Consider the following 14,726-nt stretch of genomic DNA (forward strand, 5'->3'; position numbering starts at 1 on the left):
GTGGCGCGCGTCCCCCGCCCCCCCCACCCCCGTCCCGTCCACCCCGGCCCCCCGCGGCCGCCGGCCGCGCCCCCCCCGCCCGGCGCCCCCCGCCCACCGCTCCGCACCCATCAGTACGCCAGTAAGGAGGATCCCGGCATGCGCAAGCGCCTGATTCTGGGAACCGCGGCCGGCCTCCTCGCCCTCGCCGCCGGTGCCACCACATTCGCGCTGCTCTCCGACGACGACCGCCCCGCCGCACACGGCCCCGCCTGGACCACACCCGCAGCCGCCGGCCGGCCGACCACCGCTCCGGCACCCGGTAGCGGCACGAGCACCGGCACGCCGGCCGCAGCACCGTCGGCCGGCCCCACCGAGACGCCCGCAGCACCCAACGGCGCCCCTGCCGGAACACCGGGCCCGTCCCACCCCATCGCAACCCCGACCTTCGCCCGGGGCGCCACCCGCAACCCGGCCAAGTCCTCTCCGGCACCCGCCGCCACCCCGAGCCACGACTCCGACAACCCGGTCGACGCCGAACCCGACCGCTTCGCCCCCGGCCCCGGGCCGACGAACCAGCCCGGCCCCACGGGTGCCGGCCAGCCGACCCCGGTCCCGGGCCGGACGCTTCCGTTCCCCACCACCCCTTGAACGAACGGGACCGCGGCCCTCACTCATCGAGGCCGCGGTCCCGTCGCACCACACGACCGACGACGACTGCTCCAACCGCCGACGGGTCGTCCCGCCAACAACCGCTGACGCTCCGTTGAGCGCACTGCAGAGCCGCCGCCGACCGCTCCAACCCCGCCTTCCCGCCTCGGCTTCCCGCCGGGCGCGGAAAGGCGGGGCTTTTCTGTTGTCCTTCAACTTTCTTAACTGATTTGGTTTTAAGCATTCGTTACGCGCACTCCCTTCACTCTGGCCCCGTGAGCCGCAAAGCTTCGGTCTGATTCCGCCGGGCAGCGCGACCGCGCGACCGGCCGCATGGGGAGGACCCACCATCGTGCCCAACAGGCAACGCCGACGGCTGCTGCTGCCCGCCGTCACGCTCACCGCGCTCGGACTGACCACCACCCAGGCCCTCGCCGCGCCCGGCACGTCCGACCCCCGCCCGCACCAGGCGCAGCACCTCGACGAGGTCGGCCAGAAGCACGCCGCGAAGGTCAAGGGCACCAGCCCCACCAGCAGCACCGCCAAGCACACCTTCTCCGCCAAGGCCGACACCCCGGGCGGGGGCGACGGCGGCGCGGACGAGGCCGAGAACTCCGCCGAGGGCACCGCGCAGTACACCGAGGCCCGCACCGCCCCCGGCGTCGTCGCCCCGGGCGCGTACGGCGCGGCGTGGGCGCAGCTGAAGTCGATGCCGCACACCGACGGCTCGTGGAAGCACGTCACCGACAAGCCGTACAACGAGGACGACCCGCGCTACCGGGACGCCAACTCCAACTCCAGCGGCGGCGCCGGGTACACCACCGGCCGGATCACCGGCATCGCGGCCGACGACGACGGGTACGTGTACGCGGGCGGTGCCGACGGCGGGGTGTTCCGCTCCCGGACGGGTGGCGGACAGTGGGAGCCGATCGCGGACAAGCTGCCGTCGCTGTCGACGGGCACGCTGAACCTCGACGAGGGCGGCCGGCTCTGGTACGCCACCGGCGAGTCCAACACCGGCGCCACCTCCTACGTCGGCACCGGTGTGTACGTGCTGTCCGACCCCAAGCACGGCAAGTTCCAGCCCGGCAACCGGGTCGGTGGCGCCGAGTTGGAGTCCACCATCATCCACGCGCTGCGCTTCGGCGGCGGCAAGGTGTGGGCGGCGACCAGCCGCGGTGTGTGGAGCCACTCCGCCACCGACCTCTCCGGCCCGTGGACGCAGGAGTTCGCGCCCAACCCGGACTACCTGCCGGGTGGTTCGAAGGCGGCCGACCCGAGCGCGCCGTACAAGAACATCGCCAACGACATCGCGATCGACCCCAAGGACCCGTCCAAGGTGATCCTGGCCGTCGGCTGGCGCGGCGGCGACACGTACAACGGCTTCTACAGCAAGGCCGCGGACGGCAGTTGGCAGCGCGTCGCCTCCCTCGGCGACCTGCCCACCGACGCCGCGAACGTCGGCAACGTCACGTTCGCCCGTTCCGCGGACGGCTCTCGCTACTACGCCATCGACCAGTCCCCAGACGTCATGGCGCACAACCCCGACACCGGTCTCAAGGGCATCTACGTCTCCAAGTCCGGTTCGCCGTCCGGCCCGTGGACGCTGATCGCGGACAAGGACAAGATCAAGAACTCGGGCTCCGCGCTGCAGGGCGCCGGGTACCAGCCGGGCATCCAGTCCTGGTACAACCAGTTCCTCCAGGTCGACCCGGCCAACCCGGACCACGTCTACGCGGGCCTGGAGGAGGTGCTGGAGACGAAGGACGGCGGCGCCAGCTGGTCCGTTCCCGGCCCGTACTGGAACTTCACCTTCCCGTGCTGGAGCATCGACCCCACCAAGGTGACCGGCGACTGCTCGCCCACCACCCACTCCGACCAGCACGCCGTCGCCATCGGCACCTACCACGGCAAGCCCAGCGTGTACGTCGGCAACGACGGCGGCATCTACACCCGCCCGGTCAACGGCGCAGCCGACGCGTCCGGCCACGCCACGGACTGGAAGTCCCTGGCCGACGGCACCATCGACACCCTGCAGTACTACTCGGTCGGCGTCGGCAAGGACCCGGCGGACCGCACCGGCAAGGGCGTCATCGTCAGCGGCGGCCTCCAGGACAACGGCGAATCGATCCTGCGCGCCCACGACAAGGTGATGGGCTCCAACTTCGGCGGCGACGGCGCCGACACCCTGGTCGACCCGGCCAACGGCTGCAACATCGCCCAGGAATACGTCTACCTCGACATGTGGGTCACCCAGAACTGCGCCGTCAACGACGGCTCCGGCAACTCCGACCCCAGCAAGGCCACGTCCTACGAGGTCGCCCCGCCCGACAAGGCCACCAGCTCCGCCCGCTTCATCGCCCCGCTCGCCGCCGACCCCAAGGACGTCAACACCTGGATCGCCGGCGGTCAGCACATCTGGGTGCAGCACAAGGGCTACGCGATCCGCAGCGGCAGCGAGTGGACCAGCGCCTACGACCTGGGCGCCGGGCACTTCGCCACCGCCGTCGCGACCGTCAACGGCACCGTGTACGCGGGCTGGTGCGGCCCCTGCAACAACCAGGGCTTCAGCCGCGGCATCGCGGTCGGCAAGACCGACGGCACCGGCTGGCACCAGCTCAACCTGCCCGTCGACGGCACCCTGCCCAACCGGTACATCTCCTCCTTCGCCGTGGACGAGAAGGACGCCCAGCACGTCTTCGTCGCCATGAACGGCTTCTCGCGGACCTGGACCGAGGGCCCCGGCGCCGGCAACGGCCACCTCTTCGAGACCCACGACGGCGGCGCCACCTGGACCGACGTCTCGGCCAACCTGCCCGACGTCCCGGCCACCTCGGTCAAGCTCCTGCCGAACGGCGGGCTGGCGCTGGGCAGCGACCTCGCCGCCTTCTACCGCGCACCGGGCGAGACCAACTTCTCGGTGCTCGGCAAGAACCTGCCCACCACCTCGGTCCAGCAGCTCAAGACCGGCCCGGACGGCCGCCTCTACGCCGCCACCTTCGGCCGTGGCATCTGGTCGATTAACCCGACCACGCTGTACGAGGACGACAACAGCCAGGGCGACGACAACCAGAACTGACCACGACACGCGCAACCACCGGTGCCCGGCCGCTCTCCCGAGCGCGCCGGGCACCGGCATAGTCGGAACCTCCCGACCCGCGCGCACGTCCGACCGCGGCCAGCACGAGACCGGAGACCACCGCCCGTGAAGAGAACCATCGCCGTCCCGGCAGCCGCCCTGCTCCTCGCCCTCACCGCGACCGCCTGCGGATCCAGTGGTGCCGCCTCACCCGCCCGAAGCGCGGCCCCGGCCACTCAGCAGCCGGCCCCGGCAACGGGAAGCACCAGTGCTCCGCCCAACCTCGCCGCCGCCGAACCGACGCCGACACCAACGTCGCCCTCGACGGGTGCGGCAACGACCTCCCCACCACCCCCCAAGGGCAGCACCGCAGCCCCGACCCGGACGGCCTCGCAAGAGCCCGCGCCCGCAGGCAACCACGCGTCCGTCACAACGGCACCGAACCCCGCTCCCCCTCCGGCCCTGCCGCCGAACGACGGGGAGAACCCGGTCGACCTCCAGCACCGCCCCGGCGGCGGGCCCTCCCGCCTCACGGGCTGATCCGAGGGAGCGATAGCATCGCCGCATGGCGATGACATCACCTGAACCCGTCGGGCGGGACGAGCTCGCACCGGCCGCGGCCCTGTTCCGCTCCCTCGGCGATCCGGCCCGCCTGGCGATCGTCCAACGGCTCACGGCCGGCGAAGCCCGGGTGGTCGACCTGGTCGAGCAGCTCGGCCTGGCCCAGTCCACCGTCTCCAAGCACCTGGCCTGCCTGCGCGACTGCGGCCTGGTCGACTCCCGTCCGGTCGGCCGGGCCTCGGTGTTCAGCCTGACCCAGCCCTCCCTGATCGGCCTGCTCGCCGCGGCGGAGACCGTGCTGGCCGAGACCGGCGACGCCGTCGCGCTCTGCCCCGTCTACGGCGCCCGCGAGGAGGACGACCAGTGACCGCCGAGGCCGAGCCGGGCGCCTGCCACTGCGGGCCCGGCTGCACGGACGCCTGCTGCCGCCCGCCGGTCGAGAAGAGCGCCGCCTGGCACGAGGCGGCACGCAAGGCGAAGCTCCTGTCGTGGCTCTCCCTCGGCTACATGGCGGCCGAGGGCACCGTCGCACTCGTCGCGGCGGTCCTGGCCGGCTCGGTCGCCCTGCTCGGCTTCGGCCTCGACTCCGTCGTCGAAGGTCTGGCCTCCGCCATCGTCGTCTGGCGGTTCAGCGGCACCCGGACGCTGTCGGAGACCTCCGAGGCCCGCGCACAGAAGGCCGTCGCGGTGACGTTCTTCCTCCTGGCCCCCTACATCGCCTACGACGCCATCACCACGCTGGCCGCCGGCGAGAAGCCGTCCAGCAGCTGGCTCGGCATCGGCCTGTCCGTCACCTCCCTGATCGTCATGCCGCTGCTGGGCCGCGCCAAGCGCCGCCTCGGGACCGTCCTCGACTCGGCCGCCACCAGCGGCGAAGGCACCCAGAACCTCCTGTGCGCCTACCTCGCCGCCGCCGTCCTGGCCGGCCTGCTCGCCAACGCCCTGTTCGGCCTGTGGTGGCTCGACCCCGCGATCGGTCTGCTCGTCGCCGGCCTCGCCGTCCGCGAGGGCATCGACGCCTGGCGCGGCGAAGAGTGCGGCTGCTGACACCACCGCCGACGCCCGCCAAGCAACCGGTCGGCCTTATGGCGCGATGTCGAAGTCAGGCGGCCGGAGGCATGCGAGGCACTCCGTCTTCGGCGCGGTCGGAGTGTCGAAGAACGAGCGGGTGATCTCCTGCGCGCACGCCGAGTCGGCGAAGACCACGTGGGCGACGTAGGGGACGGTGACCTCGGTCGACCGGCTCAGCGTGCGGGCGGCGTACGGCCCGTTGCTCGCTGCGGTCTGGGCGTCGAACCCGCCCGACAGGACGAGCGTCGGGATGTCGCTGTGCGTCACGTCCCGGACCGGGCGCGGTGCGGCGGGGACGTCCCAGGCGCGGCAGTCGTCGTGGAGCCAGGCGAGCCCCGGGGCGTTGGCCAGCACCGAGTCGGGGAACGACGGGAACGCGCGCCGCCCGCCCTCGATGACGTCCGCCTCGCTCTCGAACGGTGTCCACTCGCTGCAGAAGACGCCGTAGGCGAGCCCGTGGGAGAGCCTGCCGAAGGCCGCCGGGCTGAGCTTCCCGCCGGCCCACTGCTCGGCCACGCGTTGCGGGTTGCCGTGGGCCAGCTCGTCGATGGAGCGCGGCACGCCTGCCGCCAGGTGGCTGGCGGCGGTCAGCCAGGTCACCAGGACGCCGCCGTCCAGCACGACCTCCACCGGATCGGGGTGGCCCGGGACGGTGACGGTGGTGGTGACCGGCCGGGCTTCGAGCTCGACGACGAGGCGTTCGAAGGTGGCCTTCAGGTCCGGGTAGCGGTCGTTGCAGGCGCGTTGCTTCGCGCAGGCGTCGAACAGTCCGTCGAATCCCTCCCGTGCGGCCTTCCAGGTCACCGCCCCGCCGGCCAGGGACGGCGGCAGGATGCCGTCGATGCCGACCGACCGGATGCCCCGCGGGTGCAGGCGCATGTAGAGCAGGGCCAGGTCGGAGCCGTACGAGATGCCGAACACGTTCCACTGCTCGATGCACAGCGCTTCGCGCAGGTCGGCGTAGTCGGCGGCGCTCTCGGTGCTGTTGTACGCGCCGAGGTCGGCCCCGCGGCCCGCGAGCCCGTCGCGGCAGGCGCGGGTCGCGTCGACGTGCAGGCGCCCGGTGGACGGCGCGCCGTAGACGAGGCCGAGGGAGTCCGCGTTGAACTGGTCGATGTTCACGCAGGTGAGCGCCGGGTCGGCCGAGTAGGTGCCCCGCTGGGACATGAAGATGACGTCGCGGTCGCGGTTCAGGCCGCCGTTGAGTGCCAGGGGGATCTCGGAGACCGCGTCGTCGCCGGGCCCGCCGGCGAGCCACACGATCGGGTCGGGTGCCGGTCTGCTCGTGGCCGCCGGGATGATCGCGACTCCGAGGGTGATCGTCCGCCCGTCGTGGCGGGAGCGGTGCTCGGGCACCGTGAGCGTTCCGCAGCGGGCTTTCTCCAGCTCGGGGATCGGGTCCGCCGTCCTGGGGCAGGGGCCCGGCTCGAAGTGGGCGCGCCCGGCCGTCCGGGCGACCGTGCCGAGCGGCGGTCCGGCAGCGGGCTCGGCGCGGGTGGGTGCGGCCCGGGCGGGCAGCGCGGCGAGGCCGACGGCGAGGACACCGGCCGTGGCCACGGCCAGCGTGGCCCGCAGCCGTCGCGCGGTGCGACGGCGGTGGGGCACGGGAGTTGACATCATGCGGCTTCCGTTTCGGGGGTGATGGTGAACGGTGCGGGCGCGAGGTCTGCCACGCAGGCGGTGTCCGGCGCCGTCGGGTGCACGAGGAAGGAGGTCAGGACGCTCTGCGCGCAGCACGACTGGGGAACCACCCAGTGGCCGATGCCCGGGATCCGCACGACGGTCGAGCGGGACAGCGTACGGGCCGCGTACCGGCCCCAGCTCGCCCCGGTCTTGGAGTCGAAGGTGCCGGAGATGACCAGCGCGGGAACGTCGCTGACGGTGGCCACCCGCTGGACGGCGGTGCGGTCCGGGACGTTCCAGACCCGGCAGACGTCGTACTGGAAAGGCAGCTGCGGCGCCTGGGCCAGGACGGCGTCCGGCCACCCGGGGAAGTTGCGGCGCCCAGCCGCCAACACGTCGGCCCGCGAGTAGCCCGGCACCCACTCGCTGCAGGCCACCGACTCCTTCAGCCCGTAGGCGAATTCGCCGATGACGGGCGTCGCGCCCGCCGCGCGGGCGCGTGCGAAGCGCTCGGGATTGCCGTGGGCGAGTTCGTCGAGGGCGGCGGGCAGGTCGGCGAACGGGACGGCCTTGGCGACCAGCAGGTCCACCAGGCTGCCCCCGTCCAGGACGACCGTCACCGGGTTTCCGCCCCCAGGGGGCTGGACCGTCAGTGTCAGGGGGTGTTCCTCCAGCCGCCGGACCTGCTCGGTGACGGTCCCGGGAAGGCCGGGGTAGCGGTTCTTGCAGGCGGGCTGGGCCTCGCAGGCCGCGAACACCTCGTCGAGCCCCTCCCGGAAGCTGTCCCAGGTCCACGGGAGGTTCACGACCGGCGGGGGTGCGACCGAGTCGATCGCCACCGAGCGGATCCCCTCGGGGTGCAGGCGCAGGTAGGTGAGGGCGAGGTTGGTGCCGTAGGAGTACCCGTAGACGTTCCACCGGTCGATGCCCAGCGCGGTGCGCAGGTCGGCGAAGTCCGCTGCGTTCTCGGTGGTGTTGTAGGCGGCGAGTTCGACTCCGCCGGCGGTCAGGCGGTCCCGGCACTCCTTCGTCGCCCGGACCAGGAGCTCCCCGGTGGAGGGCGCGTTGAAGGGCAGCCCGACGGCGCCCGCGTAGAACCGGTCGATCTCCGGGCAGGCGAGGTTCGGCTCCGAATGGAGGGTGCCGCGCTGGGCCATGACGATCAGCTCGCGGTCCCGGTTCACGCCGGCGCCGATCAGGAAGGGGATGTTCCCGAACGCGTCGCCGCCGGGGCCGCCCTCCATGAACACCACCGGGTCCCCGGCCGGCGTCGCGGACGCCGCCGGGATGATCGCGACGGCCAGCCGGACGGTCCGTCCGTGCCGGTGGGCGGCGCGGTTCTCGGGCACCTCCAGCACCCCGCACCGCCCGGGGACCGGCTCGGGCGTCTCCGGGCAGGGCCCCGGCACGAACCGCGCCGGAGCTCCCGACAGGGGCTCACGGAGCGGTGGTGACACGGCGCTGCTGGGTGTCGGGCCGAGCGCCCCCAGGAGGGCCAGCCCGGCCGCGACGAGCGCCACCCCGGTGGGTGACCCCGGGGAACGCCCCTGCGCGCACCTGCGCCGCATCCGCCTCCGCACGGACCTGCCGATCCCGCGAACGGTCGGCAGGCAGCCCTGACCGACGCCCTGTTCCACCATGTGATGCCTTTCGCCGTCGTCCCCGGCCGCCCGTCGGGACCGACGCCGGGTGACTCCGCCCGCCGCCGGGACGTCGGTGCGGGCGCTGTGTAAGCCAGCCTGCGTTCGTGGGGAGACGTCCACCATTCACGGGCTCCACTCGGAGCAGCGCGGCACCACCCCGCGGTCGGTCCTGCCGGGGCGACGCGGTTCACCTGCTCATGTGTTGCGACGACCGCTGGAATCCGCCGCGATCGGCGTGCCGGGGGCGTTTTCGCGCGCCTCGGCTCCGATCGTTCACCGTGCGGTTCGGGCAGCGCCATGTGCGCTCGGAGTCGATCCACGGTCCGGCCATCCTCCATGTCGGTGAGCGTTCGGGTCTCAGCCATCCAAACGTGCTGTGCGGCTGCCCGGCCGTGCTTCAGTGGCCGCGGGAAGTCCGGGCAGCACGGCGTGGAAGGGCGGACGGATGGCGGGTGAGGGCGGATTCCCGTCGCGGGGGGTGTGGCGGCGGCCGGCGTTGCGGTGGGTGGACGTGCTGGTGACGGCGGCGCTGGTGGCGCTGCTGTACGGGCTGCTCAAGCTGGCGCCGTCGCTGGACGCGCCGTTCCTGCCGTCCACGGCGCCGTCCTCGGTGTCCACGGACGCGTCGAACCTGCCGTACTACGCGGTGCGGTCGCTGCTGCGGATGTTCGCGGCGCTGGTGGCGTCAGTGGCGTTCACCTTCGTGTACGCCACGGCAGCGGCCCGGATGCGGCGGGCGGAGAAGGTGCTGCTGCCGGTGCTGGACATCCTGCAGTCGGTGCCGATCCTGGGCTTCCTGTCGGTCACGGTGACCGCGTTCATCAACCTGTTCCCCGGCTCGACGCTGGGGCTGGAGTGCGCGTCGATCTTCGCGATCTTCACCTCGATGGCGTGGAACATGACCTTCGCCTTCTACTACTCCCTGATGTCGCAGCCCCGGGAGCTGGACGAGGCGGCGCGGGTGATGCGCCTGACGAAGTGGCAGCGGTTCTGGCGCCTGGACGTGCCGAGCGGGATGATCCCGCTGGTGTGGAACGGCATGATGAGCTTCGGCGGGGCCTGGTTCTTCCTGGCCGCCTCGGAGTCGATCAGCGTCCTGAACCACCACTACGCGCTGCCGGGCATGGGGTCGTACGCGGCGACCGCGATCGCGGCCGGCGACCTCGGGCAGGTCGGCATCGCGATCGCGGTCATGGTGGTCATGGTGATCGGCGTGAACGTGCTGTTCTGGCGGCCGATGACGGCCTGGGCGGAACGGTTCCGGGTGGAGGAGTCGGAGGCGGCCGAGCGCCCGCGCAGCGTGGTGCTCGACATCCTGCGCCGCTCCAGCGTGCCGGAGCTGATCGGGCGTCCGATGCGGCCGGCGAGCCGGGCGCTGGAGCGCTGGACGCGCCCGTTCGGGTTGGCCGAGCACCCGCTCGGGGTCTCGCCGGTGCGCGAGCGGACCGGGGACGTGTTCTTCGCCGGGGCGGTCGCGGCCGTGGTGGTGTTCGGCGCGTGGCGGGCGCTGGCGTACGTGGACGGCACGGTGGGCCTGTCCGAGTTCGGGCACGCCTTCGCGCTGGGCGCGGCGACCTTCGGCCGGGTCCTGGTCCTGCTCGCGGTCGCCACCGTGGTGTGGGTGCCGATCGGCGTGTGGATCGGGATGAACCCGAAGGTGACCCGCTTCGCCCAGCCGGTGGTGCAGGTACTCGCCAGCTTCCCCGCGAACTTCATCTTCCCCTTCGCGACCGTCTTCTTCGTCGCCGTCGGAATCTCACTCGACCTCGGGTCGATCCTGCTGATGGCGCTCGGCGCCCAGTGGTACATCCTGTTCAACGTGATCGCCGGGGCCTCCGCCGTCCCTACCGACCTGCGCGAGGCGATGACCAGCTTCGGCGTCCGCGGGCGACTGCGCTGGAAGTCGTTCATCCTGCCGGCGGTCTTCCCGTACTACATCACCGGCGGGATCACTGCGGCGGGCGGTGCGTGGAACGCCTCGATCGTCGCCGAGGTCGTCGACTACGGCTCCCACCACCTGGAGGCCACCGGCCTCGGCGCCTACATCGCCAATGCCACCGGCACCGGCGAGTTCCCGAAGATCCTGGTCGGCGTAAGCGTGATGAGCGTCTACGTCGTCGCCCTCAACCGGCTGCTGTGGCGTCGCCTGTACCGCCTCGCCGAGACCCGTTACTCGCTCTGACCCACTCGAAGGGGAACACCGATGACCACCGGTACCCGTGGCACACCCCGCACCGGGGCCACCATCGTCGAGGCAGCCAACGTGACGAAGACGTTCACCACCCCCGATGGGAGGGCGCTGCCGGTCCTGGACGACATCAGCCTGCGCCTGACGGAAGGAGAGATCGTCGCGCTGCTCGGCAAGTCCGGCTCCGGCAAGTCCACCCTGCTGCGCTGCCTGGCCGGCCTGATCCCGCCCTCGGCCGGCACCGTCGCCTACCGGGGCGAGCCACTGGCCGGCGCCAACCCCGGGGTGGCGATGGTCTTCCAATCCTTCGCCCTGCTGCCCTGGCTCACCGTGCAGCAGAACGTCGAACTCTCCCTCCAGGCCCGCAACGTTCCCGAGCGGGAGAGGCGCGAGCGGGCGCTGAAGGCCATCGACCTGATCGGCCTGGACGGCTTCGAGGGCGCCTACCCCAAGGAGTTGTCCGGCGGTATGCGCCAACGCGTCGGCTTCGCCCGCGCCCTGGTCGTCGAACCCGACGCCCTGTTCATGGACGAGCCGTTCTCCGCCCTCGACGTGCTCACCGCCGAGAACCTCCGCTCCGAACTCACCGGCCTGTGGGAAGGCCACGAGGCCCCGGTCAAGTCGATCCTCATCGTCACCCACAACATCGAGGAGGCCGTCCTGCTCGCCGACCGCGTCCTGGTCCTCTCCTCCAACCCCGGCCGGATCAGCGCCGAACTCGCCGTCGACCTGCCCCGGCCGCGCAACCGCAACGCCCCCGCCTTCGAGGCCCTGATCGACACCGTCTACGGCATCCTCACCGGCCGCGAGGCCCGCACCGAGGCCGAACCCGCCGCCCCGCAGGCCGCCACCCCGATCACCACCCCGCTGCCACCGGCCACCGTCGGCGGCCTCGCCGGCCTCCTCGAAATCCTCCTCGCCATGGGCGGCGAAGAAGGCCTCGCGGAGATCGCCGACGAACTCAACTTCGAGGTCGACGACCTCCTGCCCCTCGTCGACGCCGCCGTCCTCCTGGGACTGGCCACCACCGCCGACGGCCGCATCTCCATCACCGACGCCGGCCGCGAGTTCGCCGCCGCCGACATCCTCACCAGCAAACAGCTCTTCGCCCGCAACGCCGCGCGCCGCGCCCCGCTGGTCCGCGCGATCGTCCAGACCCTCGCCGCCACCGACGACCACAAGCTGCGCGAAGACCTGTTCCTGGACCTGCTGCGCGCGGGCTACGGCGCCGAGGACGCGCGGCGGCAGCTCGAGACCGCGATCGACTGGGGTCGGTACGGCGAGCTGTACGACTACGACGCCGACGACGGCGAGTTCGCTCTCGAACCCGGGGCGGAAGCGGCGCTTTAGGGAATCGGCACTGTAGAGAAGCCCCGCCCCCGGTCAGCTCGTGGACAGCTGGACGGTCTTGACGATCACCAAGGTCACCGCGAGGAGCAGGTAGCCGCGCAGGGTGAGCAGGCCTGCCTTCCGCAGAGCGGAGAACTGCGGCCTGGGCAGGGTATGCAGGGCTGGTGTGCGCCAGAACGTCCGGTCGTGCTCCAGGGCCACCTTCCGTTCCGTCCTGCTGAGCGGCGAGCCGTCCGCGTGCTGGACCTGCATCAGCCAGGCCTCTCCCGTGACACCGCCGAAGGCATCGCCCTTCGTGTGCCGCGCTTTGAAGGCCTCGATGCGGGCTGTCTGCTGCGTGTACTGGGTGTGGAGCACGATGAGGACGCCGCCGATCAGGCCGACGAACGCACCGGCCGCGAATCCCCAGGCCAGCTGGGTGGTCGTGAGGTCGGGGAAAAACGTCGCGGCGGTAAGGGCCAGCGAGAGCAGGACGAGGACCCAGACGATGACACCCGCGGCGACGTTCTGCTTCACGGTGTTGACCCACGGTCCGAGCACCGGGCGGTCGTTGCACAGCAGCACCAGGAACACGGTGGCCGAGGGCAGCAGGACACCGGCCAAAGCCTGGACGCCCTGGGTGATCAGGCCCTGGACGTGAGCGTCGGAGGTGAGCGTGATGGTGGCGGCGAGACCGATCAGGACGGCGTAGCCGAGATAGAAGAGCGGTGCCTCGCGCAGCTTCCAGTGCAGCGAGTGCCGCTTCTTGAACGTGTCGCCGAGGGCGTACGTGGTGGCGAGGCTGACGGCGTTGGCGCCGATCAGCGAGGCGTCGAGCAGCACGATCGCGAACAGCGCGCCGAGGGTGTGGCCGCCGTGCCGGCCGAGGCCGTCGGCGACTGCTCCGGCGTCGGTGAACCGGCCGAGCAGGTCGGTGTCCTGGAAGACGAAGGCGGCGGTGGCCATGATGGCGATCGCGCCGGCCATCACGACCACGATGCCGATCCGCAGGTCGGCCCGTGCGTAGTGGATCCAGCCCGGGGTGATCCGCTTGTCGACGACGTTGGACTGCTGGAAGAACAGCTGCCAGGGGGCGACGGTGGTCCCCACGATGGCGATGATCACCAGCAACAGAGTGGAGTCGAGGCCGCCGGGGAACCGCGGCACGATTCCGGCCGCGGTCTCGTCGAGCTTCGGGTGCGCGAGCAGGGCCATCGGGAGCACGATCACGTTCACGGCGATCAGTGCGAAGAGGAACCGCTCCCAGCGCCGGAACGATCCGCCGGCCACCACGGCGAACAGCAGCACGGCCGCGAGCGGCACCGAGACGTACTGGGGGATGCCGAAGTAGTCCAGTGCCTGGGACACGCCGATGAACTCGGTGACCAGGGTGAGCGCGTTGACCAGGAACAGGTCGCCGACGCTGAACATCCCCCAGAACCGGCCGAAGCGCTGGAAGATCAGCCGGGCGTGGCCGACGCCGGTGACCGCGCCGAGCCGGACCACCATCTCCTGGTTGACGTAGAGCACCGGGATCAGCAGGGCCAGCGTCCACAGCAGCTTCATGCCGTAGTTCTGGCCCGCCTGGGCGTACGTCGCCACACCACCGGCGTCGTTGTCGCCGACCATCACGATCAGGCCCGGCCCCATGACGACCAGCAGGGCCCTGAGCCGCTCCCCCAGCGATCCGCGTCGACCGGTGTCGTCCTGCTCGATCGTGCCGAGCGCGCCCACGATGTCGCCGACGTGCGCGCTGTCCGTGCCCGCTGGGCCGACCGCTGCCTGCGGTGCCGTCGACTCGCTGGGCCCGGGCCTCTGGCTCCAGGCCGGGCGAGTGGTGTGGAAGGCCATCGCGCTTCTCCTCTGAGGTGTCTGCGGGGGGGGCAGGCCGGCGACACGCCTGTGTCAGGGCACGCCGATGAGAGCGGCCGGGCGGGGCCGCAGTGAAGGGCTGGGCAGCGTGCACCGCACCCGTGGTGGCCGTGGGACGCCACGGGTGCGGCGGATCACCTCCATCGGACCGGCCGCGGGCATGCCGAAGGCGCACCGGCGCCGTGGGGGCGAGTGAGCGTGGGTGTTTGCCTGCGCGCTGTCAGCAGGCGGCGGAGCGGCGGGCGGCTCTGGTGAGCCGGTGGGCCGCGGCGGGCGGCAGGTCGGCGAAGCGAGCGAGCCAGTCGGCGCGGTGGCCCTGGCGGGCGAGCAGGTAAGCCAGGTGTACGCGCGGCTCGTAGGCCGAGGCGGCGGTGTCGGCGGTGCCCGAGTGCGGGCAGCTGCCGGGATCGTCGAGGCGGTAGGCACGCTCGACGCCGTCGTGCAGGGCCAGGGCGACGCGCGGGCAGGTGTGCTGCCTGGCGGAGAGGGTGTGACGCACGGCTTCTCCCTTCCCCTTCCCCCTCGGGGTGAAGGGCGGGTCAGACTTCCGGGCGGGTCAGACTTCCGGGCGGGTCAGGCTTGCGGGCGGGTGGGGCGGCGGCGGGTCATCGGGTACGCCGCCGCCCCCAGGAGCGGGCTCAGTGCCCGAGGGCGGTCTGGACGACCTTGATGATGACCATGATCATCGCGATCAGCAGGTAGGCGCGCAGGGCGCCCATGCCGACCTTGC

10 protein-coding genes are annotated in these 14,726 nt (G+C 72.1%); 6 read left to right on the forward strand and 4 right to left on the reverse strand.

Features of this window, described 5'->3' with window-relative positions:
- Positions 1–138: 138 nt before the first annotated feature.
- The 4 genes from ACFV4F_RS23010 to ACFV4F_RS23025 all read left to right on the forward strand — a co-directional run bounded on the left by ACFV4F_RS23010 (position 139) and on the right by ACFV4F_RS23025 (position 5,317).
- Positions 139–630, forward strand: a complete 492-nt coding sequence (locus tag ACFV4F_RS23010; protein WP_380505054.1) for a hypothetical protein — start codon at positions 139–141, stop codon at positions 628–630.
- Between the two features lie 352 nt (positions 631–982).
- A complete protein-coding gene (locus ACFV4F_RS23015) occupies positions 983–3,709 on the forward strand; it encodes a glycosyl hydrolase (RefSeq protein ID WP_380505057.1) in 2,727 nt (908 codons plus the stop codon).
- Between the two features lie 565 nt (positions 3,710–4,274).
- Positions 4,275–4,637, forward strand: a complete 363-nt coding sequence (locus ACFV4F_RS23020; RefSeq protein WP_380505060.1) for an ArsR/SmtB family transcription factor — start codon at positions 4,275–4,277, stop codon at positions 4,635–4,637.
- Positions 4,634–5,317: a cation transporter gene (locus ACFV4F_RS23025; protein WP_380505063.1), complete on the forward strand. Its 684-nt coding sequence runs from the start codon at positions 4,634–4,636 to the stop codon at positions 5,315–5,317. Before ACFV4F_RS23020 ends, ACFV4F_RS23025 begins: the two co-directional genes overlap by 4 nt.
- Before the next feature lie 36 nt (positions 5,318–5,353).
- Here ACFV4F_RS23025 and ACFV4F_RS23030 read toward each other — a convergent pair whose 3' ends face one another.
- Both ACFV4F_RS23030 and ACFV4F_RS23035 read right to left on the reverse strand, forming a co-directional pair.
- Complete coding sequence (locus ACFV4F_RS23030) at positions 5,354–6,946, reverse strand: alpha/beta fold hydrolase (RefSeq protein WP_380505066.1); 1,593 nt, start codon at positions 6,944–6,946, stop codon at positions 5,354–5,356.
- 11 nt (positions 6,947–6,957) lie between these two features.
- On the reverse strand, positions 6,958–8,313 hold the full coding sequence (locus ACFV4F_RS23035; protein ID WP_380505069.1) for an alpha/beta fold hydrolase: 1,356 nt from the start codon (positions 8,311–8,313) through the stop codon (positions 6,958–6,960).
- 805 nt (positions 8,314–9,118) lie between these two features.
- On the opposite strand from ACFV4F_RS23035, the gene ACFV4F_RS23040 reads away from it, so the two are divergent.
- Complete coding sequence (locus ACFV4F_RS23040) at positions 9,119–10,789, forward strand: ABC transporter permease (RefSeq protein ID WP_380505076.1); 1,671 nt, start codon at positions 9,119–9,121, stop codon at positions 10,787–10,789.
- A gap of 21 nt (positions 10,790–10,810) precedes the next feature.
- Positions 10,811–12,145: a nitrate/sulfonate/bicarbonate ABC transporter ATP-binding protein gene (locus ACFV4F_RS23045; RefSeq protein WP_380445409.1), complete on the forward strand. Its 1,335-nt coding sequence runs from the start codon at positions 10,811–10,813 to the stop codon at positions 12,143–12,145.
- Positions 12,146–12,178: 33 nt separating this feature from the next.
- On the opposite strand, the gene ACFV4F_RS23050 is transcribed toward ACFV4F_RS23045, so the two are convergent.
- Together ACFV4F_RS23050 and ACFV4F_RS23055 are read right to left on the reverse strand one after the other, a co-directional pair.
- Positions 12,179–13,975 carry an NRAMP family divalent metal transporter gene (locus tag ACFV4F_RS23050; protein WP_380505079.1) on the reverse strand — a complete coding sequence of 599 codons (1,797 nt, stop codon included), beginning with the start codon at positions 13,973–13,975 and terminating at the stop codon, positions 12,179–12,181.
- Positions 13,976–14,216: 241 nt separating this feature from the next.
- On the reverse strand, positions 14,217–14,495 hold the full coding sequence (locus ACFV4F_RS23055; RefSeq protein ID WP_380445407.1) for a hypothetical protein: 279 nt from the start codon (positions 14,493–14,495) through the stop codon (positions 14,217–14,219).
- Positions 14,496–14,726 lie beyond the last annotated feature (231 nt).

Origin of the sequence: Kitasatospora sp. NPDC059722 (genome assembly GCF_042733235.1) — a bacterium.
Classification (GTDB): domain Bacteria; phylum Actinomycetota; class Actinomycetes; order Streptomycetales; family Streptomycetaceae; genus Kitasatospora.